Origin of the sequence: Nocardia seriolae NBRC 15557, assembly GCF_007990715.1 — a bacterium.
In the GTDB taxonomy this organism is placed as follows: Bacteria; Actinomycetota; Actinomycetes; order Mycobacteriales; family Mycobacteriaceae; genus Nocardia; species Nocardia seriolae.
On the sequence record NZ_BJWY01000009.1, the window covers coordinates 12886 to 39604 of the forward strand.

Annotated in this window: 25 protein-coding genes and 1 pseudogene; 13 read left to right on the forward strand and 13 right to left on the reverse strand. The window is 68.5% G+C overall.

Annotation, left to right across the window (positions count from 1 at the left end; all coding sequences use genetic code 11):
• Positions 1–18: 18 nt before the first annotated feature.
• Positions 19–783: an alpha/beta fold hydrolase gene (locus NS2_RS04620; RefSeq protein WP_033086036.1), complete on the reverse strand. Its 765-nt coding sequence runs from the start codon at positions 781–783 to the stop codon at positions 19–21.
• Positions 784–1028: 245 nt separating this feature from the next.
• On the opposite strand from NS2_RS04620, the gene NS2_RS04625 reads away from it, so the two are divergent.
• A complete protein-coding gene (locus NS2_RS04625) occupies positions 1029–2600 on the forward strand; it encodes an ArnT family glycosyltransferase (RefSeq protein ID WP_147207082.1) in 1572 nt (523 codons plus the stop codon).
• A 14-nt stretch (positions 2601–2614) separates the two neighbouring features.
• On the opposite strand, the gene NS2_RS04630 is transcribed toward NS2_RS04625, so the two are convergent.
• The gene (locus tag NS2_RS04630) at positions 2615–4225 is read right to left on the reverse strand and encodes a DNA polymerase Y family protein (RefSeq protein WP_033086034.1); all 1611 of its coding nucleotides are present in this window, start codon (positions 4223–4225) and stop codon (positions 2615–2617) included.
• A gap of 68 nt (positions 4226–4293) precedes the next feature.
• The gene (gene imuA' / locus NS2_RS04635) at positions 4294–5067 is read right to left on the reverse strand and encodes a DnaE2-dependent mutagenesis accessory factor ImuA' (protein ID WP_033086033.1); all 774 of its coding nucleotides are present in this window, start codon (positions 5065–5067) and stop codon (positions 4294–4296) included.
• A gap of 266 nt (positions 5068–5333) precedes the next feature.
• Between imuA' and mraY the strand changes: the two genes are divergently transcribed.
• The gene (mraY, locus tag NS2_RS04640) at positions 5334–6410 is read left to right on the forward strand and encodes a phospho-N-acetylmuramoyl-pentapeptide-transferase (RefSeq protein WP_033086032.1); all 1077 of its coding nucleotides are present in this window, start codon (positions 5334–5336) and stop codon (positions 6408–6410) included.
• A 218-nt stretch (positions 6411–6628) separates the two neighbouring features.
• On the forward strand, positions 6629–7756 hold the full coding sequence (locus NS2_RS04645) for a serine/threonine-protein kinase (protein WP_373867305.1): 1128 nt from the start codon (positions 6629–6631) through the stop codon (positions 7754–7756).
• A gap of 23 nt (positions 7757–7779) precedes the next feature.
• Here NS2_RS04645 and NS2_RS04650 read toward each other — a convergent pair whose 3' ends face one another.
• From NS2_RS04650 to NS2_RS04660, 3 genes are all read right to left on the reverse strand, one after another.
• A complete protein-coding gene (locus NS2_RS04650; protein WP_033086030.1) occupies positions 7780–8421 on the reverse strand; it encodes a response regulator in 642 nt (213 codons plus the stop codon).
• A gap of 78 nt (positions 8422–8499) precedes the next feature.
• On the reverse strand, positions 8500–9804 hold the full coding sequence (locus NS2_RS04655; RefSeq protein WP_147207088.1) for an ATP-binding protein: 1305 nt from the start codon (positions 9802–9804) through the stop codon (positions 8500–8502).
• Positions 9805–9904: 100 nt separating this feature from the next.
• Entirely contained in the window at positions 9905–10117 is a 213-nt protein-coding gene (locus NS2_RS04660; protein WP_036545150.1) for a cold-shock protein, read from the reverse strand.
• A 312-nt stretch (positions 10118–10429) separates the two neighbouring features.
• Here NS2_RS04660 and NS2_RS04665 point away from each other — a divergent pair, with 312 nt between their 5' ends.
• Entirely contained in the window at positions 10430–11074 is a 645-nt protein-coding gene (locus NS2_RS04665; protein ID WP_033086028.1) for an MspA family porin, read from the forward strand.
• Between the two features lie 118 nt (positions 11075–11192).
• A complete protein-coding gene (locus NS2_RS04670; protein WP_033086066.1) occupies positions 11193–11606 on the forward strand; it encodes a nitroreductase/quinone reductase family protein in 414 nt (137 codons plus the stop codon).
• Here the strand turns inward: NS2_RS04670 and NS2_RS04675 are convergent.
• Complete coding sequence (locus NS2_RS04675; RefSeq protein ID WP_052086022.1) at positions 11603–12103, reverse strand: hypothetical protein; 501 nt, start codon at positions 12101–12103, stop codon at positions 11603–11605. The two genes, NS2_RS04670 and NS2_RS04675, sit on opposite strands and share 4 nt — an antisense overlap.
• A gap of 100 nt (positions 12104–12203) precedes the next feature.
• On the opposite strand from NS2_RS04675, the pseudogene NS2_RS04680 reads away from it, so the two are divergent.
• The 4 genes and pseudogenes from NS2_RS04680 to NS2_RS04695 all read left to right on the forward strand — a co-directional run.
• Positions 12204–12446: pseudogene (locus NS2_RS04680) on the forward strand (transposase); the annotation flags it as partial.
• Positions 12447–12503: 57 nt separating this feature from the next.
• The gene (locus tag NS2_RS04685) at positions 12504–12719 is read left to right on the forward strand and encodes a WD40 repeat domain-containing protein (protein ID WP_033086027.1); all 216 of its coding nucleotides are present in this window, start codon (positions 12504–12506) and stop codon (positions 12717–12719) included.
• Between the two features lie 111 nt (positions 12720–12830).
• On the forward strand, positions 12831–14636 hold the full coding sequence (locus tag NS2_RS04690; RefSeq protein WP_052086021.1) for a PspC domain-containing protein: 1806 nt from the start codon (positions 12831–12833) through the stop codon (positions 14634–14636).
• On the forward strand, positions 14629–14838 hold the full coding sequence (locus NS2_RS04695) for a hypothetical protein (protein ID WP_033086026.1): 210 nt from the start codon (positions 14629–14631) through the stop codon (positions 14836–14838). The genes NS2_RS04690 and NS2_RS04695 overlap by 8 nt, the downstream gene beginning before the upstream one ends.
• Before the next feature lie 148 nt (positions 14839–14986).
• Here the strand turns inward: NS2_RS04695 and guaA are convergent, their stop codons facing one another.
• Complete coding sequence (gene guaA, locus NS2_RS04700) at positions 14987–16585, reverse strand: glutamine-hydrolyzing GMP synthase (protein ID WP_033086025.1); 1599 nt, start codon at positions 16583–16585, stop codon at positions 14987–14989.
• 534 nt (positions 16586–17119) lie between these two features.
• On the opposite strand from guaA, the gene NS2_RS04705 reads away from it, so the two are divergent.
• Positions 17120–17962 (forward strand): alpha/beta fold hydrolase, encoded by an 843-nt coding sequence (locus NS2_RS04705; RefSeq protein WP_052086026.1) that lies wholly within the window; start codon positions 17120–17122, stop codon positions 17960–17962.
• 267 nt (positions 17963–18229) lie between these two features.
• On the opposite strand, the gene NS2_RS04710 is transcribed toward NS2_RS04705, so the two are convergent.
• Positions 18230–19363 carry a GuaB3 family IMP dehydrogenase-related protein gene (locus tag NS2_RS04710; protein ID WP_033086062.1) on the reverse strand — a complete coding sequence of 378 codons (1134 nt, stop codon included), beginning with the start codon at positions 19361–19363 and terminating at the stop codon, positions 18230–18232.
• 79 nt (positions 19364–19442) lie between these two features.
• Complete coding sequence (gene guaB / locus NS2_RS04715; RefSeq protein WP_045436493.1) at positions 19443–20987, reverse strand: IMP dehydrogenase; 1545 nt, start codon at positions 20985–20987, stop codon at positions 19443–19445.
• A gap of 325 nt (positions 20988–21312) precedes the next feature.
• Between guaB and NS2_RS04720 the strand changes: the two genes are divergently transcribed.
• The gene (locus NS2_RS04720; protein ID WP_033086024.1) at positions 21313–21717 is read left to right on the forward strand and encodes a DUF5319 domain-containing protein; all 405 of its coding nucleotides are present in this window, start codon (positions 21313–21315) and stop codon (positions 21715–21717) included.
• 99 nt (positions 21718–21816) lie between these two features.
• On the opposite strand, the gene NS2_RS04725 is transcribed toward NS2_RS04720, so the two are convergent.
• The 3 genes from NS2_RS04725 to NS2_RS04735 form a co-directional block, all read right to left on the reverse strand.
• Positions 21817–22956 (reverse strand): anti-sigma-D factor RsdA, encoded by a 1140-nt coding sequence (locus NS2_RS04725; protein ID WP_033086023.1) that lies wholly within the window; start codon positions 22954–22956, stop codon positions 21817–21819.
• Positions 22949–23530 carry a sigma-70 family RNA polymerase sigma factor gene (locus tag NS2_RS04730; RefSeq protein ID WP_033086022.1) on the reverse strand — a complete coding sequence of 194 codons (582 nt, stop codon included), beginning with the start codon at positions 23528–23530 and terminating at the stop codon, positions 22949–22951. Before NS2_RS04730 ends, NS2_RS04725 begins: the two co-directional genes overlap by 8 nt.
• A 158-nt stretch (positions 23531–23688) precedes the next feature.
• Positions 23689–24615 carry a hypothetical protein gene (locus tag NS2_RS04735; RefSeq protein ID WP_045436462.1) on the reverse strand — a complete coding sequence of 309 codons (927 nt, stop codon included), beginning with the start codon at positions 24613–24615 and terminating at the stop codon, positions 23689–23691.
• A gap of 609 nt (positions 24616–25224) precedes the next feature.
• Between NS2_RS04735 and NS2_RS04740 the strand changes: the two genes are divergently transcribed.
• Together NS2_RS04740 and NS2_RS04745 are read left to right on the forward strand one after the other, a co-directional pair.
• A complete protein-coding gene (locus NS2_RS04740) occupies positions 25225–25518 on the forward strand; it encodes a WhiB family transcriptional regulator (protein ID WP_033086020.1) in 294 nt (97 codons plus the stop codon).
• Positions 25519–26143: 625 nt separating this feature from the next.
• Entirely contained in the window at positions 26144–26719 is a 576-nt protein-coding gene (locus NS2_RS04745; RefSeq protein WP_033086019.1) for a sigma-70 family RNA polymerase sigma factor, read from the forward strand.

Consider the following 26719-nt stretch of genomic DNA (forward strand, 5'->3'; position numbering starts at 1 on the left):
ACTGTAGATACCGGCAGCTCAATGCCCCAGAAAGGGGAGCACTTCGGCCTCGAATTCGCGATAGCGGTCGCGGTGGATGCTGTGGCCGGAACCGAAGCCGCGGACCGTGCAATCGGCGATGGCGGCCCGAACCTGTTCGAGTTTCTCAGGATCCACCATGCCGCCCGGACCGCCGCGCAGGAACAGGGTGGGCGCGGTGATCTCGTTCAGTCCCTCCCACCATTCGGGATAGGGTTTGCGGAACTGTTCGAGCGCCGCGCCGGTCATGGACCGGTCGAAGGCCAGTACCGCGCGCGGGTGCCGGATCAGGCTGGTGGTGGCGTGCCACAGTTCCGGCACCGACGGCAATCGGCGGGTGAATCGCAGCTGCTCGTCGCCCGAACGCAGCGGCAGCGGCTGCTCCTCGATCACCAAGCGCCGCACCAGCTCCGGGCGTTCCATGGCGACCCAGGAGATGGCGTATCCGCCCAGCGAGTGCCCGACCAGATCTACGACCCCGAGTCCGATCCGCTCGCACAATCGCAGCAGATCGGCCCCGAATTCCGGGAAGCGGTAGGAGGCGGCGTGCGCGCTGCGCCCGTGCCCGCGCAGATCGGGGATGATGACCCGGCGTCCGCGCCGCACCAGCTGTGCCGCGAACCGATCCCAGGTGTGCCCGTCGCCGCCCATGCCGTGCACCAGAATCACGGGGGTGTCGCTGTAGAGATGCCCGCCCGTCGCCCCGGAATCCCGGTAGGCGATCGCGACATCATCGAACTCGACCCTGCTGACCGCTGACTCCACGAGGATCCAGAGTACGGATCGGCGGGCTCGGGGTGACCTGGTTTGTGCGCACCCTCATATCGGGCCGAGCGGGTTCCGCTTCCTATTCATTCCCGTAGTGAATGACCGCGAAACAGTACTTGTCCTGCGGTAATGCGCAGCATTTCGGGCTGTGAAATATATCACTTTCACATCATGGAAAATTGGACAAGCGCCCCGGTAGCGTCTTCGGCAATTAGAAACACTGCCTTTTCTGTCGGGGAAATATGGTTCTCAATGCTGCCGCCCCCGCGGTCGATCTCGAGGAACCGAGCCCGCCGCGGCCACCCTTCGCAACGGTCTGGGTCCTTCTGATCGCCACGCTCAGCGGGGCATTGCTGGCCATTCCGACGCTGCGCTACGACTACTTCGGGGACGAACTGTACTTCGTCGCCGCCGGAGCCCACCGCAGTTTGACCTACGCCGATCAGGGCGTGCTCATCCCGCTCATCGCCCATCTCGCCGATGCGCTGGCCCCCGGTTCGGCCCCGGTGCTGCGCCTGCCCGCGGTGCTGATGACCATGGGCGCGGTCGCGATCAGCGCCGCGGTCGCCCACGAACTGGGCGGTTCGCGCACCGCGCAACTGGTCGCGGCCACCGCCTACGGCATCTCGCCGCTGGCCGCCACCCAGGCCGTCCAGCTCAGCACCTTCTCCTTCGACGCCACCCTGCAGGCCGCCATCATCTGGCTGCTGATCCGCTGGATCCGCACCCGCGACTACCGGCTGATCGTGGCGCTGGGCCTCGTCGCCGCCATCGACCTCCAGGTCAAATGGTTCATCCCCACGATCCTGCTCTGCCTGGCCGGGGGCGTGCTGGTCGCGGGGCCGCGGCAACTGCTGTGTTCGCGCGCGCTGTGGCAGGCCGTCGCCATCTTCGGGGCCTCCGCGGTGCCCGGTCTGTGGTGGCAGCACACGCACGGCTGGCCGGCGCTGGCCATGAGCAAGGTGATCGGGGCCGAACAGGACGCGGCGGGCGGCGGACCGCTCGCCTGCCTGCCGCAAATGATCGGACTGAGCGGTCTGATCGGCGGGTTGCTCGCCGGGTGGGCACTGTTCTGGTGCCTGCCCCGGCAGCGCTGGCTGCGGCCCTACCGGTTCATGCTCGTCGCCTCGGCGCTGCTGGTGCTCGTCGTGTTGCTCGGGCACGGACGGCCGTACTACACGGCGGGATTCCTGCCCGCGCTGTTCGGCATCGGCGCTGCCGCACTGCCCTATTCGGTGAACGACCGCGGCGGGCGGCTGCTGCGGGTCGCCGCGTGGCCGGTCATCGGACTGTCACTGGCCATCATCGCCGCACTGCTGGTCACCCTGCCGCAGCCGCCCTCCCGGGTGCACGGCGCCATCCGGTCCCAGGCCGACTTCGCGGTCCGGACCAGCATTTTCGGATATTCGGGCTGGTCGGAACTGACCGCGAAGGTGGCCGACGCCTACCGGCGGCTGCCGGAGTCCGAGCGGCCCAAAGCGATCGTGGCGCAGAACTATTGGCAGGCGGCCGCGATCCAGAACTTCGGCCGCGACTACGACCTGCCGCCCGTCTACAGCCCCAACCGCGGGTTCGGCTACTTCGGCCCGCCGCCCGCGGAGACCGGCGCGGTCCTCTACGTCGGCCTCGACAGCGCCGAGCAGACCCTGCCGCGGCAGTTCACCTCCGTGACCGTGCTGGCGCATCTGAACGTGCCGAACGGATTCCCGGGCGTCAACAACGACATCTCGATCTCGATCTGCCGCGGGCCCGTGCACCCCTGGCCCGAACTGTGGCCGGACATGATGGATCTGCGCCTGCCGCTGGGCATTTGAACCACTCTTCCGAGCTACTCGTAGAGCCCCTCCACATGCCAGGTCCGGTCGTAGCCGATCAGTAGCAGCGCGCGCAGGCGGCGCACATCCTCGGCGTGGATCTCGACCTGGGCGCGGGCGGAGAAACCGTGCCGATGGGTCCACCAGTGGTCGTCCAGCGGCCAGGGCCCAGCCCAGCCGGTGAGCCGCCACGAACTGCTACCCCAGTGCAGCAGCGCCGGATCGGCGGTGAACAGGCCGCGGTCGGTCACCCAGATCGGGGTGCCGTCGGCGGCCTCCAGGCGGATCTTCGGGTGATGGGTGAGCACCAGCGCGGGGGCGGGCTCGGGCAGCCTGCCCGGCCACGGCTGAGCCGGATCGGCGGCGGGCACGGGCTCGTCGCCGAGGGTCACCATGGTGATCCGCTCATCCGGGCCGCGCCCGCCGCTGAGCACGCCCATGCGGACGGCATCACCGCCCAGCAGCCCCTGCACCCGGATCAGCGCGCGCCGAGCCCGCTCCTCGTCCTCGCCGACACCGCCCCACAGGCCGAGCTGGAGCGCACCGGCCGAGACCACCTCGACCGGTTCCAGGCGCAGCAGGGTGACGGCGGCGTCCGGGCCGGAGTCCCAGTCGGCGTTGCGGTTTGCCCGGCCGCGGGCGAGGGCGCGGCGGGTGAGCCAGCCGTCGAGTTGCCAGCGGATGCGGTCGGCGGTGCTGTCCGGGGTGAGAGGTTCGGCGCAGCGCCAGATGCGGGAGAATTCCTCGCCCGCTTCGGTTTCGGCGTGGATGACCAGGCGGGTGCAGGCCACGGCGGCGGCGGAGAGCTTGGTGTGCAGTTCGGTGGCGAGCAGGCGGCCGACGAAGGCGGCCATGTCGACGCGTTCGATCGGGGGGTCGCAGCGGTGCTCGACGGTCAGATCGGCGGCGGGCAGCCGCGCCGCGGGCGGGCGCTCCGGGACCGCGCGGGCACAGCGGTGCGCGATGATCGCGTCCGCGCCGAAGCGCGAGGACACCTCGGCGGGGGTGAGCGCCGCGAAATCACCGATCCGGCGCAGGCCGAGGCGGTGCAGCAGATCCACCAGCTCGACCCGCTGCGGCGCGGCCAGCACCGGCTCCACCGCCAGCTCCGAGACCGGCATGGGCGCAAGGAATTCCGCCCCCTTCCCGGGCGGGACCAGGATGCCGCGCCGGGCCGCGAACACCGCCGTGGACAGCTCGTCGGCAATCCCGACCTGGCATTCCACGCCCACCGCCGCCACCGCGTCCACCAACCGCTCGGCGGCCGCTGCCTCGGACCCGAAGAACCGCGCCGCCCCGCGCGCCGACAGCGCCAGCATCCCCGACCGCAGCACCTCCACCCCCGGCACGGTCGCGTCCACGGCCGCCACCACGGCCTCGAACAGCCGCGCGTCCCGATCCGAATCCTCCGGCAGCACCAGCAGATCCGGGCACCGCCCCTGCGCCTCCCGCTTCCGCAGCCCGCGCCGGATCCCCTCCGCCCGCGCCACCGCGGTACAGGCCACCACCCGATTGTCGGCGATCACCGCCACCGCCCGCATGGCCTCCACCCCCGCCTCGGCCGCCGCCGCCACCGCGGGCCAATCCGGGCACCACACCACCAGCACCCGCCGCGCCTTCACCACAGCCCCGCTCTCGCGGCTCCACCGCGTACTCGAAAATTCATGCCGCGCAGCGCGTTCGCGGCGACCGGTCAGGCATGGCGTGCCAGCCGCAGCGGTTCGGGAGCGGCAGCGGGTTCGGCGGTGGAGATCCATTCGACGCGGCCGTCGGTGGGGCGCAGGGCCAGATGTCCGGAGCGGGGCTGGGCGGAGCGCCCACGAACGGAGACGTCGAGGCGGACGGTACGCAGTCGCCCGCAACCGCGGCCCAGACCGGAGTAACCGGCGACGCGGGTATCGATGTGCAGGGCCGACCCGGACCAGGAACCGTTGGTGACCAGCAGGGTGGAGTTCTTGCCGCGGGCACGGGCGGCCAGCACCCGGGCCCGGGACATGGGCACAGCCAGCCCGTTCAGCCCGAGCACCACCAGGTCCAGCCCATCCAGCAATACGGAGGCAACTTCGAGCGGATCCGGCCCGGGATCGGACACCACGGCCAGCCGATCCAGCCGCGCCCCCATCTCGGCGGCGGCCAGCCGATCCAGCCGCGCCCCCATCTCGGCGGCGGCCAGCAGCCCCAGCCGCGGCAGCCCCACCACGGCCGCATGCCCGCCCGCCCCCGTCACCGCGGCCAGCACCCCGGCGATCAGCGAGCCCGCGCCGTTGTAGACGACCACCGACCCCTTCGCCAATCCGCCGTCGGGCAGCAGGTTTTCGAGCGCGGCCGGCACCGGAAGCGCCTCCCGCCGCGCCTCCTCGGCCACCGGCGCCCGCCCCGCCGCCTCCACCCCCCGCGCCGGTATCGCGGCCATCCGCCGCCGCAACTCCGCCAACCGCTCCTCCCCGACCTCCGCAGCCGAACCCATCTATTGACCACCTCTCCCGGTCGACGGATATCAACCCTCGGAACCCACGAGCCAGCACCGACCCAGCTACCTGACATAATCGAAAGTATGTTCGATCAATGCACAGTAGAACTCGAGTCGCAGGACGCGTCAAGAGGCATGCCGCGAAGCAGCACAGTTGGCATTTCGGCAACTCGTGCGCTTGGCTAACATCCGACGGTTTCGGGTAGCGCGTCAGGTCGGAGCGCCGGGCCGGTCGGCCCGGTGATTGATCCCCAGGGGGACGGATGAGGCAGATCCTTTTCGCGGCGATGATCGCCCTGGTGGTGTCGATCGCATTGACACCGTTGCTGGTTCGGTTGTTCACCCGCAGGAACCTCGGCCAGGAGATCCGCGTCGAGGGACCCCGAAGTCACCAATCCAAGCGCGGCACCCCGACCATGGGCGGGATCGCCATCCTGATCGGCATGTGGGCCGGATATCTCGGATCCCACCTGATCGGCCTGCGTTACGACGCCCCCGGCGTGTCCGCCTCCGGGCTGTTGGTCCTCGGACTGGCAACGGCCATGGGCGTGGTCGGATTCCTCGACGACTTCATCAAACTGCGCAAACGACGCAACCTAGGACTAACCGCGACCGGCAAATACATCGGCCAACTCGGTGCCGCCATCGTTTTCGGCGTTCTCGTCCTCCAGTTCCCCGGCAACACCGGACTGACACCGGCCAGCCGGCACGTGTCCATCGTGCGAGATCTCTCCTGGCCCTCGCTCCTCCCGGTGCTGTTCCTGCTCTGGGTCGTCTTCCTGGTGGCGGCCTGGTCCAACGCGGTGAACATCACCGACGGGCTCGATGGACTGGCCGCCGGTTCCATGGGCCTGACGTTGGGCGCCTATGTGCTGATCACGTTCTGGCAGTACACGAATGCGTGCTCGACCCGCCCCGGCGCGGGGTGCTACAGCGTGCGCGATCCGCTGGATCTGGCGCTGGTGTGCGCCACGGCCGGTGCCGCCTGCGTCGGATTCCTGTGGTGGAACGCCGCACCGGCGAAGATCTTCATGGGCGACACCGGATCCTTGACACTGGGCGGACTACTGGCCGGACTCTCGATCACCACTCGCACCGAACTGCTGATGGCCCTCGTCGGCGCGTTGTACGTCGCCGAAATCCTCTCGGTCCTCCTGCAGATCATCGTCTTCCGCACCACCCGCAAACGCCTCTTCAAGATCGCCCCGTTCCACCACCATTTCGAGCTCGGCAACTGGCCCGAAATCACCGTGACCATCCGTTTCTGGCTACTGGCCGCCATCTCCGCAGCCGCCGGGCTCATGCTGTTCTACGGCGAACACCTCGCTGCCACCACGTAGCCGAGGAATACGGGCCCGCCGACGGCGCCGAGTCGTTTCGTCCGGAAGGTCGGAAAGTTCGGGAGAAACTCGCCGAATGTTCGGCGTGGGTTCCGGTGAGCGAAACGCGCTGTGTCCGTATGGGTCTGGAGGGGAGCTCGCGGGGCCCGGGGCGAAGGCCAGCAAACCTCAGGTTTCGAAGCAGGCCAGTCAGGATGGTTTTCCGATACCCTGCACCCGTGACCGAACGCGCCCGTCCCATCGTCGGCCCCGATTATCTGGTGGCCGGTCGTTACCGTCTGCAGTCCAAGCTGGGTGGCGGCGGCATGGGTGCCGTGTGGCTGGCCATGGATCGGCTGCTGCATCGGGATGTGGCCATCAAGCAGGTGCTCTCCACCGCCGGCCTGAGCGAGGAAGAGGCTCGGGAGGTGCGCTCCCGGATCATGCACGAGGGGCGGGTGGCGGCCAAACTGTCGCACGAGCACGCCATCGCCGTGTACGACGTGGTGCTCGAGGCCGGTGAGCCGTGGCTGGTGATGGAGTGCCTGCCCTCGCGCAGTGTGGCCAAAGCGCTTGCGCTGGTGGATCAGCTGTCGCCGATCGAGGTGGCACAGATCGGCGCGCAGGTGGCCGACGCGCTGTCGACCGCGCACTCGGCGGGCATCGTGCACCGCGACATCAAGCCCGGCAATATTCTGGTCGCCGATCGCGGTGACGAGGTCGGCATGGTGAAGCTGTCCGACTTCGGCATCTCCAGCGGCGCCAACGACGCCACCGAGGAGATCGGCGACGTCATCACCGGCACCCCGGCCTACCTGCCGCCGGAAGTCGCGCGCGGGGCCCGGCCCACCACGGCCAGCGACGTATTCTCGCTCGGCGCAACGCTGTACACCGCCATCGAGGGTCAGCCGCCCTACGGTTTCGACGAGGACAGCAATGTCATCGTGGAACGCGCCGCCATGGCCCAGATCATTCCGCCCGCCCGCAGCGGCCCGCTCACCGACGTACTGCTGCACATGATGGAGCCCGCCCCGCAGCGCCGCCCCACCATGACCGAGGCGCGCAATGAAATCCTCACCGCCGCCTTCGGACCCGGCACCGCGCCCTACATTCTGAACGCGCCGGTGCGCACCGAGGACGGCACGATTCCGGCGTGGGCGGCCCGCAATGCGGCGGCCGGACTGCGCAGCCCGCACTCCGCCCCGCTCCCCCGGCCGCAGCGCGCCCAAGCGGCTCCGGCTGCCCCGCAACCGAAGTCGAAGGGCTTCGACTTCAGCGCCCTGGGCCCCAACGCGGGCCCGCTGGCGGTGGCGATCGGCCTGCTCATCGGGCTGCTGATCATCATCGTGCTGGTTGTGCTGCTCTGAACCTCGAGCGGTGAACAGCGCCCTCAGTCGATGCGGCGGCGGTGGGCCCAGCGCGTGAGGGCATTCCGGTTGGACTGCTGGGTCTTTCGCAGCACGTTCGAGGCGTGGGTTTCCACGGTCTTCACCGAGATGAACAGGGTTTCGGCGATCTCACGGTAGGTGTAGCCGCGCGCCAGCAGCCGCAGCACCTCGAGCTCGCGCGGGGTGAGCGAATCCAGTTCCGGATCCAGCGGCGGCTCCGGCACCGGCGATTTGCCGGTGAAGGAATCCAGCACGAATCCGGCCAGCCGCGGAGAGAACACGGCATCGCCGCCGGAGACCCGCCGAATGCCGTCGGCCAGTTCGGGTCCTGAGATGGTCTTGGTGACGTACCCGCGCGCCCCCGCCCGGATCACCGCGATCACGTCTTCGGCGGCGTCGGACACGCTGAGCGCCAGGCACACCGGCCCCGGGTCGATCCCCTGCAGCACCGCGACCCCGCCCCCGTCGGGCATGTGCACATCCAGCAGCACCACTTCGGGCGCGGTCGCCTTGATCCCGGCGATGGCCTCGGCCACCCCGCCCGCCTCGCCGACCACTTCCATGTCGGACTCGCGGCTCAGCTCCGCCCGCACCCCGGACCGGAACACCGCATGGTCGTCCACCAGAAAGACCCGGACGCTCACCTAGTTCTCCTCATGTCGACGCCGACCCCACCCACATCGGTACCACAATTCCAGCATCCCAGCCGCGTGGCTCCACCATCACAGCTGCGCGGGATCCCCGGTGACCGGCTGCTCGGTCTGCACCACCAGCCGCTCGTCGCCACCGTCCTTGCGCGGCATATAGATTCGCACCTCGGTGCCGTTGCCGGGCGCGGATTTGATCTCCACGTGCCCGCCGCGGCGTTCGATGCGGCCGTGGATGGCTTTGGCCACGCCCTGCCGATCCTTCGACACCGCGTCCGGGTCGAAGCCCTTGCCGCGGTCGCGCACGAACACGCTCACCTGATGCGGCTCCACCTCGGCGTACAGGTCGATGGTCGGCACCCCGGCATGCTTGGCGGCATTGACCAGCGCCTCGCGCGCGGCCCCGAGCACCGCGGTGAAATGTTCCTTGGGCAGCCCGATTCCGCTGTCGTCGACGTCCATCGACACATCGCCCACGGTGACCGGCGTGACCTTCACCCCGTGCTGATCCTCCACCTCACCGGCGATGGTGCGCAGCGCCGCGGCCAGACTCGACTGTGCCGGACCGGTGTCCTCGAACAGCCACTTGCGTAGCTCGCGTTCCTGACTGCGGGCCAGCCGCACCACTTCGGTCGGATCGTCGGCCTGCCGCTGGATCAAGGCCAGCGTCTGCAGTACCGAATCGTGCAGGTGCGAGGCGATCTCCTCGCGCTCGTCATTGCGAATCCGCGCCGCGCGTTCGGAATTCAGTGCCCGCACCATGCGCAGCCACAGCGGCACGGTCAGCAGCCCGGCCCCGACCAGCGTCACGGCGACGGCCAGCAGCGCGGACCCGAGCGAGCTGAGATTGATCCGGCCCAGCACCACCACACCCAGCCCGACCACGATGAGGGTGGCCCCGCCGACAATGCGCGCCCACGTCACCACCGACGGTTTGGTGGGCAGCCCGATGACCGATCTCGGCCCGTCCGCGTCGAATTCGCGCCACACCAGCGCCGCGCCGATGGCGACCACGATGATCGGCCCCACCACCTGCGCGGCCGTCCCGCTGAACACCCAGGCCGTGGCGACCGACAACGCCATACCCAGCAACGCCAATCCGATGGCCTGCCGCCGCTCCGAGGAAGTCGGCGGGGATGCGTCCCCACCGCCGGGGGTGAAGATCCACAGCATCCCGTAGGCGACGATCCCGGCCCCGGCCAGCGCGGCCAGCAGCACGAACCCGATCCGCACCTTGAAGACGTCGACCCCGAGATGATCGGCGAGCCCGCCCGCCACCCCGCCCACAACCCGCCCGCCACTGCGCCGCACCAGCTTGGGCTGGGTCACGGGTGTGACCGCCCCGCGGGCAGGGTCATAGAAGGGCGCGGCCGGGTACATGCCTTCGATACTGGCACGGGCATCCGACACCCGACATCAGGAAACACCCGGATTCCGGCCCTGAGGCGGCGCAGCCGTCAGACTGCGGCGAACGCTCCCGTCACTCCGGAATGACCTCGTCGGCTTGCATGCCCTTCTGCCCCTGGACGGCGACGAACGACACCTTCTGCCCCTCCTGCAAAGACTTGAAGCCTCCGCTCTGGATGGCCCTGAAATGCACGAAGAGGTCGTTTCCTCCGCCGTCGGGGGTGATGAAGCCGAACCCCTTTTCGTCGTTGAACCACTTCACAGTTCCGCTCTGCCTCTCGGCCATGACAAACCCTTCGTGACGTAGTCGAGTGATGGCGGTCGGTCAGGATGCCTCGCCACTTGCATCGATCATCCTTGTCCCCGGCCTTCACGGTGCGGATTTCCGCGGCGGCGAGCCACGCCGCGATCGGGCATCTTGTCCGGTCCGGACAGCGGAACCCTCCGGACTCGACCGGTCCGGAGAACTGCTCTCACGCCCGTGAACAGCACTTTCCCGACGATTCCGGGCACCGACACGGGCCCGGGCCGGTGCCGCGTCCATACCTTCATCTCAGCGGAGCCACCGGGTTCCGCATCGAGAGTCGGGGAGGACTCAATGACCATCAAGACCGCTATCGCCGCTACCGCCACCGCCCTGGGACTGCTCTGCGGGGCAGCGGGCATCGCTCATGCGGACGGGGGACTCGCGCCGCACGAGAAGACATCCGCCGCACCGAACGGGATGTCGGTCACCGTCGGCAACAAGGACGCCTACTTCCACGTGGTCCCACCCCTGAACGGGATGCCGACCAGCCGGGAGCTGTACCTGAACAACACGGCCTACGGGCGGGTCGACGGCGGCACCGGCAAGATCCGCACCGGATACCTCGTCGCCTGCGCGGTGGACCTGGACGTGAAGTTCACCATTCAGGGCAACGCGGGCGTGACCCTGAACGCCGGCGTCGGCGTCCAGGCCGGGCTCACCGCGGTGACGCCGACCGCCAGCGTGACCATCTCACCCACCATCGGCGGCAGCGTCGGCTTCAATCTGGGCATCACGCCCGGCAAGATCGTCGACTTCAGACTCGGCGAGAAGCAGTTGCCCGCGGGCGACACCGGCTACATCGTCTACAACGACTACCAGCTGCAGGTGAACGGCTGCGGCGGCCCCCTGACCGTCCAGTCCTACACCATCATCGAGGGCACCTCCCCGGGAGCGGACGCAGCGGACTGGGTCGTCGGCGACCCGATCTCGCTGTAATCCGCCCGAAGCGGCGGCGCGGACTTCCGCGCCGCCGCTTTCGGCATTCTCACTCCCGTGGAATTTCCGCCCCGGCCGTCGGGTTGCCCCAGCAGCAGATCCGGACATGGAGGGTGAGATGAACGCATTCAACGAATCGGTGATCGAGGAGTTCCGCGCCAACAACGGCAAGGTCGGCGGCCCCTTCGAAGGCCGCGACAACATGGTGCTGATCACCACCACCGGCGCGAAATCCGGCCGCTCCGTAACCAACCCACTGGTCTACGTACCCGACACCGACCGCATCGTCCTCATCGCCTCCAACGGCGGCGCCGACAAACACCCCGCCTGGTACCACAACCTCCGCGCCAACCCCCAGCTCACGATCGAACTGGGCACCGAAACCTACACGGGTAAAGCCGAATTCCTCACCGGCCCCGAGGCCGAAGACCTCTACAACCGCATGATCACCCTCATTCCCGTCTTCGCCGAATACCGCGAAAAGACCACCCGGGCCATCCCCGTCGTCGCGGTCCACCGCGAAACCACCTAGGCCCCAAGCACGTCGAGCCAGATGTGCGGTGGATGCACGCGAGTGATCCACTCCGTCAGCCGCGCAACGCGGTAGCGAGGCAGCAGGGGAACAGTTCGCTCGAAGTCACCCTGATCCTTCGGGCGAACCGCCTCGGCCTTGAACAACAAGGCCGCCTCCGGAATGACATACGGGATCCCGGCGGCCCCAACCTCGATCAATTCCGCATAGGGAAGGGTGATCGAGCAATCCCGCCGACAGATCCACCGATCCCCCTCGTGCGGTTCACGAAACACATCAAGGTGGTATCGCCCGCTCGAAGGATCCCGCATCCAGGTCTGGTGCAACTCAGGATGATCCCCAGCATCCGCATAATCCCACACCATCCCCCACCCGACCACATCCCATTCGAACTCCCCGAACGCCGCCGCAACCTCCCCGAACCCCCACGCCTCCCACCGCCGACCACACTCGTCCGCGCCGATCGCCCCGCCACCCACCGTAAGCTCGCCAATCACCCACCCACCCCCACTTCATCGAGTGGCACACTCACGGGGCATTTGCCCCGATTTCACCTCCCAAAATGTGCCACTCGACGACTCGTCGACGGGGGGGTAGGAGTTTCGGCGCGTCATCTGCTCGACGAACGCAATCGAATCGGTCAACGCCCGCATCCGCCGCGCCGTGCGCGCTCGCGGGCACTTCCCCAACGAACAGGCCGCGATGAAATGCGTCTACCTGGCCGTCATGGCCCTCGATCCCACCGGCACCGGCCAGAAACGCTGGATCACCCGCTGGAAAGCGGCGTTGAACGCCTTCGACATCACCTTCGAAGGCCGACTCACCGCCGGACGGAAGTAACTCAACCAACCCGAGTTACACCGTTATCTGGACAGGCCCCACCCCGAACTCACCACCGTGCTCACCCAATCCGTCGCCTACAGCTGGAATGCCGCTCTCGCCCCCGACGAACGCCATATCGTCTCCACTTCCGACGACGGCACGGTTCACCTGTGGGACCTGGACGAGCAGCGGGTGGCGAACCGCATCTGCGCGATCACCGGCGGACTCTGGACCGAGGACCTCTGGCAGCGATACCTACCTCAGCTCCCCTACCGCCCGCCCTGTCGCTGAGTCACCCGTGCGGTCATCCCCGGGAGCACAGATCCCCCGGTCGAAGTTCAGGTTTGCATTCAGGGTGATCCCCGATGCGGGTGGGTGGGGCCGAACAGCACGATGGTTGGCATGACGAGAACGAGCGACTGGTCCAAGGGCGCCGGGCGTACCGGCTTCTCCGATCAGCTTCACGATCTGTGGCAGACCCGGCCGGTGCGGTTTCCCAAGGACGGGCCCGTCGCGGGTGTGGCCGTCGGGTTCGGGCGGCGGTACAACGTGGATCCCGTGGTGGTGCGGGTGGCGTTCGTGGTGTCGGCGCTGTTCGGCGGGGCCGGGATCGTGCTCTACCTGCTGTGCTGGCTGCTGCTGAATTCGGTGGGCGACCAGTCCTCGGCGGCGGAGTCGCTGTTCGGGCGCGGGCGATCCTCGCATTCCTCGTCCAAGACCATCGTGCTCATGGTGGCGTTGGGGATCGCCGTGAGCACGATGGGACCCGTTGGGGTCGGGCTCGGCGGATCCGGCGTCATCAGCTTCGCGCTCATGCTGGCCGGGTGGTGGCTGCTGCATCAGCGCCAACCCCAGCCGCCCGCGGCCTATTTCGAGCAGGCGTCCGCGGACAGCATTCTCAATACCGGCTATCCGGGCACCACCAACCCGTTCTGGACCGGCTACCCGGGCACCTTCCAGACCTACGGCCCGTACACCACCCTGCCCGACCACTACGAGCCCGACCCGAACCAGCCCGCCCCGGGATCCGTTCCCACCCAGAGCATGACGCAGTCCGATGCCGGACAGAGCATGTCGCAGAGCGCGGGCGACGCCGACACCGCGGTACTCCGCACCGACCCGGCCGACCCCGACACGGCCGTCCTGCACAAGGAATCAGCCGCCGCGCAAAGCCTTCCGGGCACCGAGGCCATGACCGAAGTGCTCGACACCCGCTACGCCCCCGCCTCCTCGGTCGCCGACACCGTGGTCCTGCGCAAGTCCGGCCCCGCCGCGAGCGAGACCGAGCAGTCCGGTGGCCCGGCGGATTCCGATCGGCCGGGCGGTGCCGAGGCGCCGGTCGATCTCGCCAAGTCAGCGAGCACCGGCGCACCGACGGAAGCCGCCGACGCGAAGGACGCGCCCGTGCCCGGCGAGCAGGCCGCTACCGGACCCGACAACCTCGGCGAACCCCGTGTCCTGCACCGCATCCCGTCCGCGAACGACCGGCCCCGGATCGGATACGGACCCGCCCCGATCTCCCCGGACTTCGGCCCCACCCCGCCCGGCTGGGATCCGCTCGGCGTGGCCCCGCTGGCCTGGGACCTTCCCGAACCGGGCGCGCCCGTGCAGCAGACCGCCGTCCAGGCGCCCCCGCGCCGCCCGCGCTCGCGGCTGACCGCGGTCACCATCGGGCTCGCGATCCTGGCCGCCGCGGCGGCGGGCGCGGTCGCCGCCTCGGGCGTGGATTGGATGACTCCCGGCCGCATCGGGGCCGCCGCGCTCGCGGTGATCGCCCTCGGCCTGATCGCCGGCGCGTTCCTGCGTCGCGGCTACGGCCTCATGGTGCTGCTGGCCCCGCTGGCCGGATTCGTCATCCTGGCCTCCTCCCTGGTCGGCCCGATCCAGTTCGACCAGGGCGCGATGGGCGACCACAAGTGGACCGCCACAACGGGTTCCGAGCTGCTGCCCGAGTATCACGTCTCGATGGGCTCGGGCACCCTCGACCTGAGCCACCTGCAACTGACCGAGGACCGCGCGGTCACGCTGAAGGTGCGCATGGGCGACGCCCGCGTCGTGCGGCCGACCAATCTGCGCGTCAACACGACCTGCAATATCCGCATGGGCGATCAGAACTGCCCCAGCGGAACATCCGGCCCGGCAACGGGTCCCGTCCTGAACCTGACCGTCGATGTGCAGATGGGAAACGTGGAGGTGAACCGTGGCTGAGAACAAGAGCAAGAACCGCCGCCCCTCGTTCGGGCTCCTGCTGGCCGGATTCCTGGGCTTGGGAGTGAGTATCTGGGCCTTCGTCGGCCCCGGCTCCTGGCCCGTCTCCGGCGGCCTGTCCCTGGGCTGGATCGTGGTGATCGCCGCCATAGTCGTCGGCATAGTCCTGGTTCTCACCCCGAGAAAGAACCGCGACGAGTAAGTCCGACCGCGCTGCCCCTTCCCCTCGCCGGGACAGCGCAACCCCTTCCCGGACTGCCCTCCGAGAAGGCCGAAGGCCCCGCACCATTCACAGGTGCGGGGCCTTCGTGTGCAGCGACATGACGCTGCGTCGTCTCAGCGGGAGACACTCACTCCCATTCGATGGTCCCCGGCGGCTTGCTCGTCACGTCGAGCACCACGCGGTTGACCTCCGCCACCTCATTGGTGATGCGGGTCGAGATGCGCTCGAGCACTTCGTAGGGCAGGCGGGTCCAGTCGGCGGTCATGGCGTCCTCGGACGACACCGGCCGCAGCACGATCGGGTGGCCGTAGGTGCGGCCGTCGCCCTGCACGCCGACGCTGCGGACATCGGCCAGCAACACCACCGGACACTGCCAGATCGACTTGTCCAGCCCGGCGGCCGTAAGCTCCTCGCGCGCAATGGCATCCGCCTGGCGCAGCAGCTCCAGCCGGTCGAAGGTCACCTCGCCGATAATGCGAATGGCCAGACCCGGCCCCGGGAAGGGCTGGCGCGCAACGATTTTCTCGGGCAGCCCCAGTTCGCGGCCGACCGCGCGCACCTCGTCCTTGAACAGCAGCCGCAGCGGCTCCACCAGAGCGAACTCCAGATCGTCCGGCAGACCGCCGACATTGTGGTGCGACTTGATGTTCGCGGTGCCCGCGCCGCCGCCCGACTCCACCACGTCCGGGTACAGCGTGCCCTGCACCAGGAACTCGACCTTCGGCGCGGAGCCTGCGGAGCGCCCATCAGACGCAGTCTCGCCCTCCGACCTCACCACCTCGGAGACCGCGTCCTCGAACGACCGGATGAACTCCCGGCCGATGATCTTGCGCTTCTCCTCCGGATCGGTGACGCCCTTCAGCTCACCCAGGAACTTGTCCACCGCGTCCACGGTGACCAGCTTGGCCCCGGTCGCGGCGACGAAATCGCGCTGCACCTGCTCGCGCTCACCCGCGCGCAGCAGACCGTGATCGACGAACACACAGGTGAGGCGATCCCCGATGGCCCGCTGCACCAGCGCCGCGGCGACCGCGGAGTCCACACCGCCGGACAGACCGCAGATGGCGTGCCCGTCCCCGACCTGCTCGCGCACCTGCTTGATCAGCGCGTCGGCGATGTTCGAGGCCGTCCACGCGCCCGGAATCCCGGCGATCTCGTGCAGGAACCGGCTCAGCACCTGCTGGCCGTGCGGCGAGTGCAGCACCTCCGGGTGGTACTGCACACCCGCGAGCTTGCGCGCCCGATCCTCGAACGCGGCGACCGGCGCGCCCGCGGAGGTCGCGGTCACCTCGAACCCGGCGGGCGCGTCGGTGACGGCGTCGCCGTGGCTCATCCACACCGGCTGCCGGGTCGGCAGCCCGCCGTGCAGGATGCCGCCGTCCACGCTCAGCTCGGTGCGGCCGTACTCGCGAGTCCCGGTGTGCGCCACCGTCCCGCCGAGCGCCTGCGCCATGGCCTGGAAGCCGTAGCAGATGCCGAAGACCGGCACCTCCAGATCGAAAAGCCGCGCGTCCAGCTGCGGCGCGCCCTCGGCGTACACGCTGCTCGGCCCGCCGGAGAGAATCACCGCCGCCGGGTTCTTCTCCGCGATCTCCTCCACGGTGATCGTGTGCGGAACCACTTCGGAATACACACTCGCTTCGCGCACCCGGCGCGCGATCAGCTGCGCGTACTGCGCACCGAAGTCGACGACAAGGACTGGTCGCTGGGGTTCTGCCACCGCCACAGTCTAAAGAGCGATACAGGACACACTGCCCCCGGGCAACGCTCCCCCGCCTCCCCGGAACTTCAGCGGACGGCCAAGTGCCGTTGACCATTGAGCACCCGTGCCGACGGTTGGGTGGCGAACCGATTTTTTGGGGGTACCCCAGGAGTTACCCCAACCGGCACGAAATCAGTTGTCACCTATCGATCGAGCTCGCTGGACCATCACCCCGGGCCGGGGGTACGCCGCGGCCTCGAAAGCGGGAGCCCGCCCGGCCCGGAAGTGGTGGCACCGGGACGGTATTCGCTCCCCTCGACCTTGGATAGAGACTTCCGGCCCATATCTCTCACATCGTCCCGGCCCCGAGCGAGCTGGACGGGTGACCGCGAAATCCCCCGCGCCACACGCTAGTCCCGCGAGCGCGCCGCCGATAGAGCCCACGGCCACCGGATGACGGGGAATCCGGCCTGCCCGATTGGGGACAAGCGACACTCGCTGTGGCGGTGGATGGTAAAGCTGAGCAAGTTGTCACCGCCGCTGGCTATTCTCTACCTCGTGCCATTCGCCCGTGCGATCGATGCAGAGATCCACTACGAGGACAGCGGGGGCGAAGGTCCGGTTGTGCTGCTGGGGCACGAATTCCTCATGGACCGAACGATGTTCGCGTCGCAACAGGCGGCGCTGACTCCGGAGTTCCGGATCGTGACCTGGGACGCGCGCGGGCACGGCCGCACCCGCGACGAGGGGCTGCCGTTCACCTACTGGACCTCCGCCCGGGACGCGCTGACCGTACTGGATCAACTCGCCGTGGAACGCGCCGTGGTGGGCGGGATTTCGCAGGGCGGCTTCATCGCCCTGCGCACCGCGCTGCTCGCCCCCGACCGCGTCGCCGCCCTCGTCCTGCTCAGCAGCGAGGCACACGAACCGACCCCGGCCGAACTCACCAATGCCCGGAAATTCCTGGACAAATGGTGCGAAGAGGCACCCCGCCCCGCCCTCGCCGAATACCTGGCCCGCTGGCTCATCGGCGATGACGACTGGTACCGCGCCGTCTGGGTGAAGCGCTGGCTGGCCCGCGACCCCAATGCCACCGAGGTGGCCGCCGGCGCCCTCCTGGGCCGCGACTCCGTCCTGGACCGACTACCCGAAATCACCTGCCCCACTTTGGTCATCCACCCCACCCGCTCCGGAGTCCCCCGCGCCCACGCCCGCGAACTGGCCGACCGCCTCCCCGACGCGCGCTACGTGGAAATCGAGGGCGCCCGCCAAACGGTGAACATGACCCACCCGGTAGCGGTCAACACCGCGATCCGAGAGTTCCTGCGCGACTTGGCCATACCGCCTCTCCGGGACTGCCGCTCCGCCTCCCCGCGCGGCGCCCGGCCCGGGATCCGCTGAGCTCCCCCGCCTCCCCGCAACTCCAGCGGACAGCCGAGAGCCGTCGACGTCGGCAATCCGTACCGCCGGTCGGGTGCCGACCCGATTTCGGACGTACCCGACGAGTTACCCCTATCGGCACGAAATCAGTTGTCGCCGTTATGGACGCAGGACCAGGTCGGGGCTTCGGTAGCGACCGACCGATCGGTAGCGACCGACCTTGGATACAGCTCGCGCCCTTGCGATTCCCGAAGAACGGGCCGCAAGCGCGCGAGGTCTGGGGCTCGTTCAGCCGCGGACGTTCAAACCGACCTTTTGGAATTCCTTGAGGTCGCAGTAGCCGGTCTTGGCCATCGAACGGCGCAGGCCGCCAACCAGATTCAGCGAACCGAACGGGTCGTTCGAGGGGCCGTTGAGGACCTGGGACAGCGGCACGCGCTCCTCGTCGACGGCGTAGGGCAGGACCGCGCCGCGCGGCACCGAGGGGTGGGCGGCGGCCGAGGGCCAGTACCAGCCGTTGCCCGGGGTCTCGCGGGCCATGGCCAGCGGCACGCCCAGCATGACCGCGTCCGCGCCGCAGGCGATCGCCTTGGCGATGTGGCCGGAGGTCAGGGTCTCCCCGTCGGCGATGACGTGCACGTAGCGCCCGCCGGTCTCGTCGAGGTAGTCGCGGCGCGCCGCGGCGGCGTCGGCGATGGCGGTGGCCATGGGCACGCCGATGCCGAGCACCTCACCGGTGGTGGTGGCGCCCTGCATGGAGCCGTAGCCGACGATGACGCCCGCCGCGCCGGTGCGCATCAGGTGCAGCGCGGTGCGGTGATCGGACACGCCGCCCGCGACCACCGGCACATCCAGCTCGGCGATGAAGGTCTTGAGGTTCAACGGTTCTCCGTCGCCCACGTGCTCGGCGGAGATGATGGTGCCGTGCACGACCAGCAGATCGATGCCCGCCTGTACCAGCGCGGGAGTCAGCGCGCGCGCGTTCTGCGGGCTGACCCGCACCGCGGTGGTGACACCGGCGGCGCGCACCTGCGCGACCGCGGCGGCCAGCAGATCGGGCTGCATGGGCGCGGCGTGCAGCTCCTGCAGTATCGCCACCGCCGCCTCGGTGCCCTCCTTCTCGCCGACCTCGGTCAGCTGCTGGATCTTGGCGTCCACATCGGCGTGCCGGGCCCACAGGCCCTCACCGTTGATGACGCCCAGCCCGCCGGCCTTGCCCAGCTCGATGGCGAACGACGGCGACACCAGCGCGTCGGTCGGATGCGCCAGGAACGGGATCTCGAAGCGGTAGGCATCCAGCTGCCAGGCCAGCGACACCTGCTTGGACGAGCGGGTCCGCCGCGAGGGCACGATGTCGATATCGTCCAGCTCGTAGGTGCGCCGAGCCGTCCGGCCCATGCCGATCTCGACCATATCGCGCATCGTCTTCATTCCTCTCTGAGTTCGTCTGCCAGACATGACAAAACCGGTCCGCGGCCAAGCGCGAACCGGTTATGTCCGGCTACGAACGGGTGGTGTAGTTGGGAGCCTCGACGGTCATGGTGATGTCGTGCGGGTGCGACTCCTTCAGGCCCGCCGCCGTGATCTGCACGAACTGGGCCGCCTGCAGATCCGGAATGGTCTGCGCGCCGGTGTAACCCATGGCCGCGCGGAGACCGCCGACCAGCTGGTGGATCACCTGGTCCAGCGGGCCGCGGAACGGCACCCGGCCCTCGATGCCCTCGGGCACCAGCTTCTTCTCCGACAGCACGTCGTCCTGGAAGTAGCGGTCCTTGGAGTAGGACTTGGCCTCGCCACGCCCCTGCATGGCGCCCAGCGAACCCATGCCGCGGTAGCTCTTGAACTGCTTGCCGCCCACCAGGATCAGATCGCCCGGCGACTCGGCGGTACCGGCCAGCAGCGAACCGAGCATGACGGTCGACGCACCGGCCGCGATGGCCTTGGCGATATCACCGGAGTACTGCACACCGCCGTCGGCGATGACCGGCACGCCGTGCGGCTTGCACGCCGCGGTGGCCTCGAGGATCGCGGTGATCTGCGGCGCGCCGACACCGGCGACCACGCGGGTGGTGCAGATGGAGCCGGGGCCCACACCCACCTTCACCGCGTCCACGCCCGCCTCGACCAGCGCCAGCGCACCCGCGCGGGTGGCGACATTGCCGCCGACGATCTGCACCCGGTCGCCGACCTCGGCCTTGACCTTGGAAACCATCTGCAGCACACCGGACTGATGCCCGTGCGCGGTGTCCACGATGAGCACGTCCACGCCGACCTCGGCCAGCGTCATGGCGCGCGCCCAGGCGTCCTCGCCGACACCGACGGCCGCACCGACGAGCAGTCGCCCGTCGCGGTCCTTGGTGGCGTTCGGGTACTGCTCGGTCTTGACGAAGTCCTTGACGGTGATGAGCCCGCGCAGCTTGCCGGACCCGTCCACGATCGGCAGCTTCTCGATCTTGTGTCGGCGCAGCAGGCCCAGCGCGGCCTCGGCGGTGACGCCCTCCTGGGCGGTGATCAGCGGCGCGGGGGTCATGACCTCCGACACGTGCCGGTCCTGGTCGACCTCGAACCGCATATCGCGGTTGGTGATGATGCCGATCAGAATGCCTCTGTCATCGACGACGGGCAGACCGGAGATGCGGAAGCGCGCACACATGGCGTCGACCTCCGCGAGGGTGTCGTCGGGGCGACAGGTGACCGGGTCGGTCACCATTCCCGCCTCGGACCGCTTCACGGTCTCGGCCTGCGCGGCCTGCGCCTCGACCGACAGATTGCGGTGCAGCACACCCATGCCGCCGGCGCGGGCCATGGCGATGGCCATGCGCGCCTCGGTCACGGTGTCCATGGCCGAACTCACCAGCGGGGTGCGCAGCGAGATGTCGCGCGTCAGCTTGCTGGAGGTGTCGACCGAGCTCGGGATCAGATCGGAGGCCGCGGGCAGCAGCAGCACATCGTCGAAGGTCAGGCCGAGCATGGCGATCTTGTTCGGATCGTCTCCGCCCGTATGGGGGCGGCCAGCGTTCTTTTCGCCCGTCACGGGACTGCTCATTCGGATCGACCCCTCCTGGACCTCGGCATCATCCGCCGGACCGGGCACCGGTGGACGCGTGGATGAATGGCAATGCCAGGCGTTTACCACCCGGCCTTCGAACAACCATGGTATCGGTCGCCGAATTCCACACCGCACCCACGCCCGGGCCCGCGTCAGCGGCCCTCACCGCGATGTTCGTGCGGCCACAACCGCTGCGGTTTGTCGGCTATGCCATTACTGTGGCGACTGCCACGACATCGATGTGTGCTGCGCCACCAGCGAAGTGAGGGCAAATCCCCTTCAGCGCTGGCGCACAAGGGGTGGTTCTGCGTACCGTGGGACTGTGCGTGACCATCTACCACCTGGCTTGCCGCCGGATCCGTTCGCCGGAGACCCCTCCGACCCGTCGGCCGCGCTCGATGCCATCGAGCCGGGGGAACCGCTGGATCCTCACGAGCGTCTAGCAGTTGAGGAGGATCTCGCCGATCTCGCGGTGTACGAGGCACTACTGGCCCACCGCGGCATCCGCGGACTCGTGGTCAGCTGCGAGGACTGCCGGCAGGATCACTACCACGACTGGGACATGTTGCGCGCCAACCTCCTCCAACTCCTGGTGGACGGCACGGTGCGACCGCACGAGCCCGCCTACGATCCGACTCCCGAGGCGTACGTCACCTGGGACTACTGTCGCGGCTACGCGGATGCTTCGATGAACGAGGCACTCCACGGCGACGGATTCGACGTCTGAAACATCGAGAAGGGCCTGCATCCCGAGGATGCAGGCCCTTCTCGTATGTCCAATGAAAAACCGACCGCCACATGACGATCGGGTCCAGCTGTTGTCCGCCTAGTGCGGCCCGGGCGCCGGCAGCCCCGGCACCGCCGGTGCGCCGGTCGGCAGGACCAGGGTGGTGGGGACGACCGCCCCGCCCGTGGGCTTGTCGACGGTCGGCACCTGGGTCGGCGGCACCGCGCCACCGCCCGTGGTCCCACCGGTGTTGCCTCCGGTCGGCACCACCACGGTCGTCGAGCCGGGGCCACCGGTCGGCGGGGTCGCGGGTTCGGTCGGTTCCGAAGACGGTTGCGCCGGAATCGTTGTCGCGGGCGACACGGTCGGAACCGTCGTATTGCCGCCGCCCGAGGACGGATTCGGGTTCGGATTGGTCGCGAGCACCGACGGGTCGATGGTCGTCGACGAATTGCCACCCGGCTCGGTCGCCGGATTCGTCGGGGCCACCGTCACATTCGGCGTGGTCGTCACGACCGGCACCTTGGTGGTGGACGGGATCAGCGGCTCGAGCGACTTCGCCACCGTCGGCGCCACCTGCTGCAACTGCACGAACAGCTGCTGCCAGCGATCGCCCAGGTCGTCCTTCTTGGTGGAGTCGTTGACCTGCGCGGCGTTGTCGGCGGCCCGCTCGAGCGCCTTCTTCGCCTCTTCCGGCTTGTCCTGCGCCAAGAGCTGCTGGGCCTGCTGCAGATTGTCATCCGCACGCGAGACCACGGTGGACTGCGCCTGCTCGCTGAACACGACCTCCTTGACCCGCCACAACGGATCACCGGGGCCCGCGTTGTAGGAGAACGCCGTCAGTCCGCCGATCACCAGAGCCAGCGCTGCAGCCGTGCCCATAATCGGCTTGACCAGCCGTAGTCGCCCCCGGTTCGATGCGCCGATCCGCGCCTGCCGAGCGCCTATCTCCTGATTGACCGCCGCGACAATGGCATCCAGATCCGGCCCGGCCGGCAACGGCTCGGCCATGATCTCCGCCCGCCAGTCCGCCAGCAAGGCCGCGAGCTGATACTCCTCCGAACTGCCCGTCTGCACGGGACCGTCGCCGGAGATGGCGTCGATCAGCGCATCGTCGCGGCGCACCGCGGCAATGTCCACCGGTCCGGTATCACCGGACGCCTCGGCGTAGGGACCGCTGTTCTGCGATCCAGGTCGCGCCTTCCAGTCGCCCCGACCGCGCTCGCCATCCCTAGCCATAGATTTCACCTGCCCTCGCCACTTGAGACTTGAGTTTCGCGAGTGCCCGGTGCTGGGCGACTCGTATAGCACCCGCGGTACTGCCCACCGCGACTGCAGTTTCTTCAGCCGACAAACCCATGACCAAGCGCAGGATCAGGATCTCTCGATGCTTTTCCGGCAAAGTCGCCAGCAGAGCGTTCATCTGCCGTGACGTTTCGGATTCGAGAGCGCGCTGCTCCGGCCCCTGGTCGGTGGATATGACATCAGGTACTTCGGCCATGGCGTCCGCCTTGTTACGGGCGGAATTTCGATGGGCGTCCGCGACCTTGTGCGAGGCGATGCCGTAGACGAAAGCCATGAACGGCCGACCCTGATCCTGATAACGAGGGAGCGCGGTCATTACGGCCAGACAGACCTCCTGCGCGACGTCGTCAGCGGAGAGCTGGCCACGTTCGGCCGATCCGATGCGCGCGCGGCAATACCGCACCACCAGCGGGCGGATGCTCTCCAGTACGTGGGAAAGGGCCGCCCGGTCGCCCTGCGCTGCGGCAGCGACGCCAGCGGGATCCAACTCCGCACCCGTGTTGTTCATCGTCAGAGCTGTTCCTGGCGTTTACAGAGTGGCACGACGGCGGGAGGGCCGGTGCTTCCGCGGAGGGGCGGAACGGTCCAACAATAGCGGCTGAGGCATTCAAGCCAGGCGTTACGGGGTCCAACTCGGGAAGGACTCAGGGAAGTCTCCGGGAGTGCTCAGGGATGACCGAGAACCTCGCTGGCCGAACGCAATCGCCCACCGCGAGCGTCCAGCAAACGGGCGCAGGCGGCGGCGACCTCCGCCCCGTCACCGGCCGGATCGACACCCGAGCGCAGCATGGCGCAGGCCCACCGCAGCGGCAGCAATTCGTGTTCGCGGCACTCGCGGTCGACTTCGATTGCGAGCGTGCGGGATCGATCGAGGTCGCCGGCGGCGGCGCCGGCGGCCGCGAGCAGTAGCCGGGATTTGACGCGATGCCGCAGCGAGGGCGAGTTTTCGGCGAGGGCCACCGCGGCCTCGGCATGGGCCAGGGCGGGGTCGGCGGGTCCCGCGGCCGTGGCGGCGGCGGGTGCGGAGATCAAACCCGAGCCGGGGGCCGACAGCGCCGTCTCGGCAGACACCCAGTGCAGGCGCAAGCGCGGGCGCCACGCGCTCGCGGCGTCGGGCAGATGAACGTCGAGGTGTTGGCGGCAACGATCCAGCAGCCGGGCGGCAAGCGCCGGGCGGAGAGTGCCGAGGGCGTCCGCGGCGAGTCCGGTCAACGCATCGCAAACCGCTTCGGCATGGGCGATGTCGGCGGGGGCCGCGGCGGGGACGGCGCCGCGGTCGCGCACGGCGGGCAGAACCGCGGCGGCGGCACGGCCATCCGCGACGGCGGCGTGACTGTGCCAGCCCAGCTGACGCAGCAGCGAGCCCTCGGTGCTGTGGGTCAGGGACAGCAACGCCGGATCGCCGGCGGCGGCCCGGCGAGCGCGGGCGAGCTCGGCCCGCGCGGCGGCGTAGTGCCCGACACCGGCGAGCGCGACTGCCCGCAGCCAGGATTCGCGCGCATCGGCCGCGGCGGGCAACCCGATGGCAGCGCGTTCGGGATGGACGCCGAAGGCGGCGTCGGCGAGTTCGGAGTTCACTTCGAGCACAGGCACAGCCGCACTCTAACCAGCGCGGAGCCAACTGCGGGCAGGTGCCATATCACACGCCGTCAGCAACCGGTCAGCATTCTCAAGTGGGTTTGTGTTTCCAGTCCGTAAATCTGTTCTCGCTATCGGCTAGCACGCCCGTAAGGAATTCGCATAGCGTTTCGCGCTATTAACCTGAGCGCCTCGAAGCGGCCACTTCTACCCTACTCAGTGCGAGATGTCCAATGGCTGAGATCACTCTGATCGCGATGCCTGCATAGATCGCGCGACAGGTATTGACCCTCGAAAATCCGCTGCCACCAGGGGTTTCGACCAGTCGGATGGGCTATCACAGGTTGGTCACAGTACTGGGCAACCTAAAAGTATCACCACAGTCGGGGCACTTTGTAAATAGCAAGGATGTTAATTCTCTAATGCGCTGGTATTCGACTCGAGTCGAATGAGGCTATTGACTCGATTTCGTTGTTCGACCTAACGTACGACATCGCCATCGTTGGCGTCGCGTTGAATTGCGGAGCCAATGAAGTGAGATCGCCGGGCCACGGCGATGCGGCCACCTGTTTGCCACCAGCACCGCTCGACAATGCCGACGAGCTCGCACCATGAGGAGTTCACATGCCTATGCCGACCCACCTCCCCGGTCCGAACGCCGACGTCTGGGATTGGCAAATGCGCGGCTCCTGCCGCGGCCAGGACTCGTCGGTGTTCTTCCACCCGGACGGCGAGCGCGGCCGGGCCCGCGCCCAGCGCGAGCTACGCGCCAAGGAGATCTGCAAGGCCTGCCCGGTGCTGCTGCACTGCCGCTCGCACGCCCTGAAGGTCAGCGAGCCCTATGGCATCTGGGGCGGCATGTCCGAGACCGAGCGCGAACTGCACGCCCGCCGCAACCGCCGCCGGGTGGTTGCCTGAAAAGCTGTGCCCAATTTGCCCTCCGCTTCGCTCCGGGCGGGTTCGCGGCCCTGAAGGTCTCGTTCTTCCCTCACTCCGCCTCCTCCGCTTCGCTCCCCCGCTCCACTCGGTCCAGAACGAGGCGGGCCGCGAACCAGAAAGCGGAAGTCCCCTTGACGCGAATCCCGGTGGGTTTCGGCCTCGGAGCGGGGGCGGCAGACGCGCCTTCCCGCGGTCGCCGACGGGGGCTCGGAGTGGGGTTTCGGAGTGGGCGAGCAAACCCGCGTGACTGGTGTTCACCAGCGGTGTCACTGATGCGGGCGGCGGGGTGAGCTCGAGATTTTTCCCATCCGCGGGAGCGGGCGTGCCGAATGTCTAGCAAACACTCGGCACCGCTTCGCGGGGGTCGGTGTCGCCCGACGCGTTCCGGCGTGTCCTTCATGCCACGATTGCGGCGTTTCGGTGCAAAACGGAAAATCGCTGTGCCACAGTCGCTTTGCCGATACCCCCACCCGAGAGGAGGTCATAGCGGCACGCTACCCTCGTGGCCGATGACACAGAACGGAGCGTTGTGACAACGCGGCCGCCTGCCGCAGAGGGCGACTCGTTCCAGAGTTCGAGGGACGGTCGGGTGGGAGCACCCAGCGTGGACTCTGCGGTGACGGCGCGCGCAGCCGAAAGTCTCGAACTCGCCGCACTTCTCGCGCGCTGCGGGCAGTCGGATCAGCAGGCGTTCGCCGAGCTGTACGACCGCACCAGCGCGCGAGTGTTCGGCCTGGTCCTACGTGTCCTACATGATCCGGGATACGCCGAGGAGACGACCCAGGAGGTCTATCTCCAGATATGGCGTACGGCATCCAATTTCGATCCCGCCAAGGGCTCGGCGGTCACCTGGTTGATGACACTGGCCCACAGACGCGCGGTCGACAGAGTCCGTGCCGAGCAGGCGCACGCCTTGCGTGAGGTCGCCTACGGCACCAGCACGCTCGGTAACGAATTCGATGAGGTCACCGAAGAAGTCGGACGACGGCTGGAGCAGCAGGCGGTACTCGCCGGCCTGGCCACATTGACCGAAACCCAACGGGAAGCCATCTCCCTCGCCTACTTCGGTGGGCGGACATATGCCGAGGTAGCAGCACATCTGGGCGTAGGGTTACCTACCGTTAAGTCCCGTATACGGGATGGCCTGACACGACTCAAGAAAAGTTTGGGAGTGACGTGA

Bases quoted from the DNA above. Each gene is read 5' to 3' on its own strand.
- NS2_RS04625 (WP_147207082.1), top strand. From the start codon at position 1,029: ATGGTTCTCAATGCTGCCGCCCCCGCGGTCGATCTCGAGGAACCGAGC.
- imuA' (WP_033086033.1), bottom strand. From the start codon at position 5,067: ATGGGTTCGGCTGCGGAGGTCGGGGAGGAGCGGTTGGCGGAGTTGCGG.
- mraY (WP_033086032.1), top strand. From the start codon at position 5,334: ATGAGGCAGATCCTTTTCGCGGCGATGATCGCCCTGGTGGTGTCGATC.
- NS2_RS04655 (WP_147207088.1), bottom strand. From the start codon at position 9,804: ATGTACCCGGCCGCGCCCTTCTATGACCCTGCCCGCGGGGCGGTCACA.
- NS2_RS04660 (WP_036545150.1), bottom strand. From the start codon at position 10,117: ATGGCCGAGAGGCAGAGCGGAACTGTGAAGTGGTTCAACGACGAAAAG.
- NS2_RS04665 (WP_033086028.1), top strand. From the start codon at position 10,430: ATGACCATCAAGACCGCTATCGCCGCTACCGCCACCGCCCTGGGACTG.
- NS2_RS04670 (WP_033086066.1), top strand. From the start codon at position 11,193: ATGAACGCATTCAACGAATCGGTGATCGAGGAGTTCCGCGCCAACAAC.
- NS2_RS04690 (WP_052086021.1), top strand. From the start codon at position 12,831: ATGACGAGAACGAGCGACTGGTCCAAGGGCGCCGGGCGTACCGGCTTC.
- NS2_RS04710 (WP_033086062.1), bottom strand. From the start codon at position 19,363: ATGCGCGATATGGTCGAGATCGGCATGGGCCGGACGGCTCGGCGCACC.
- guaB (WP_045436493.1), bottom strand. From the start codon at position 20,987: ATGAGCAGTCCCGTGACGGGCGAAAAGAACGCTGGCCGCCCCCATACG.
- NS2_RS04725 (WP_033086023.1), bottom strand. From the start codon at position 22,956: ATGGCTAGGGATGGCGAGCGCGGTCGGGGCGACTGGAAGGCGCGACCT.
- NS2_RS04730 (WP_033086022.1), bottom strand. From the start codon at position 23,530: ATGAACAACACGGGTGCGGAGTTGGATCCCGCTGGCGTCGCTGCCGCA.
- NS2_RS04740 (WP_033086020.1), top strand. From the start codon at position 25,225: ATGCCTATGCCGACCCACCTCCCCGGTCCGAACGCCGACGTCTGGGAT.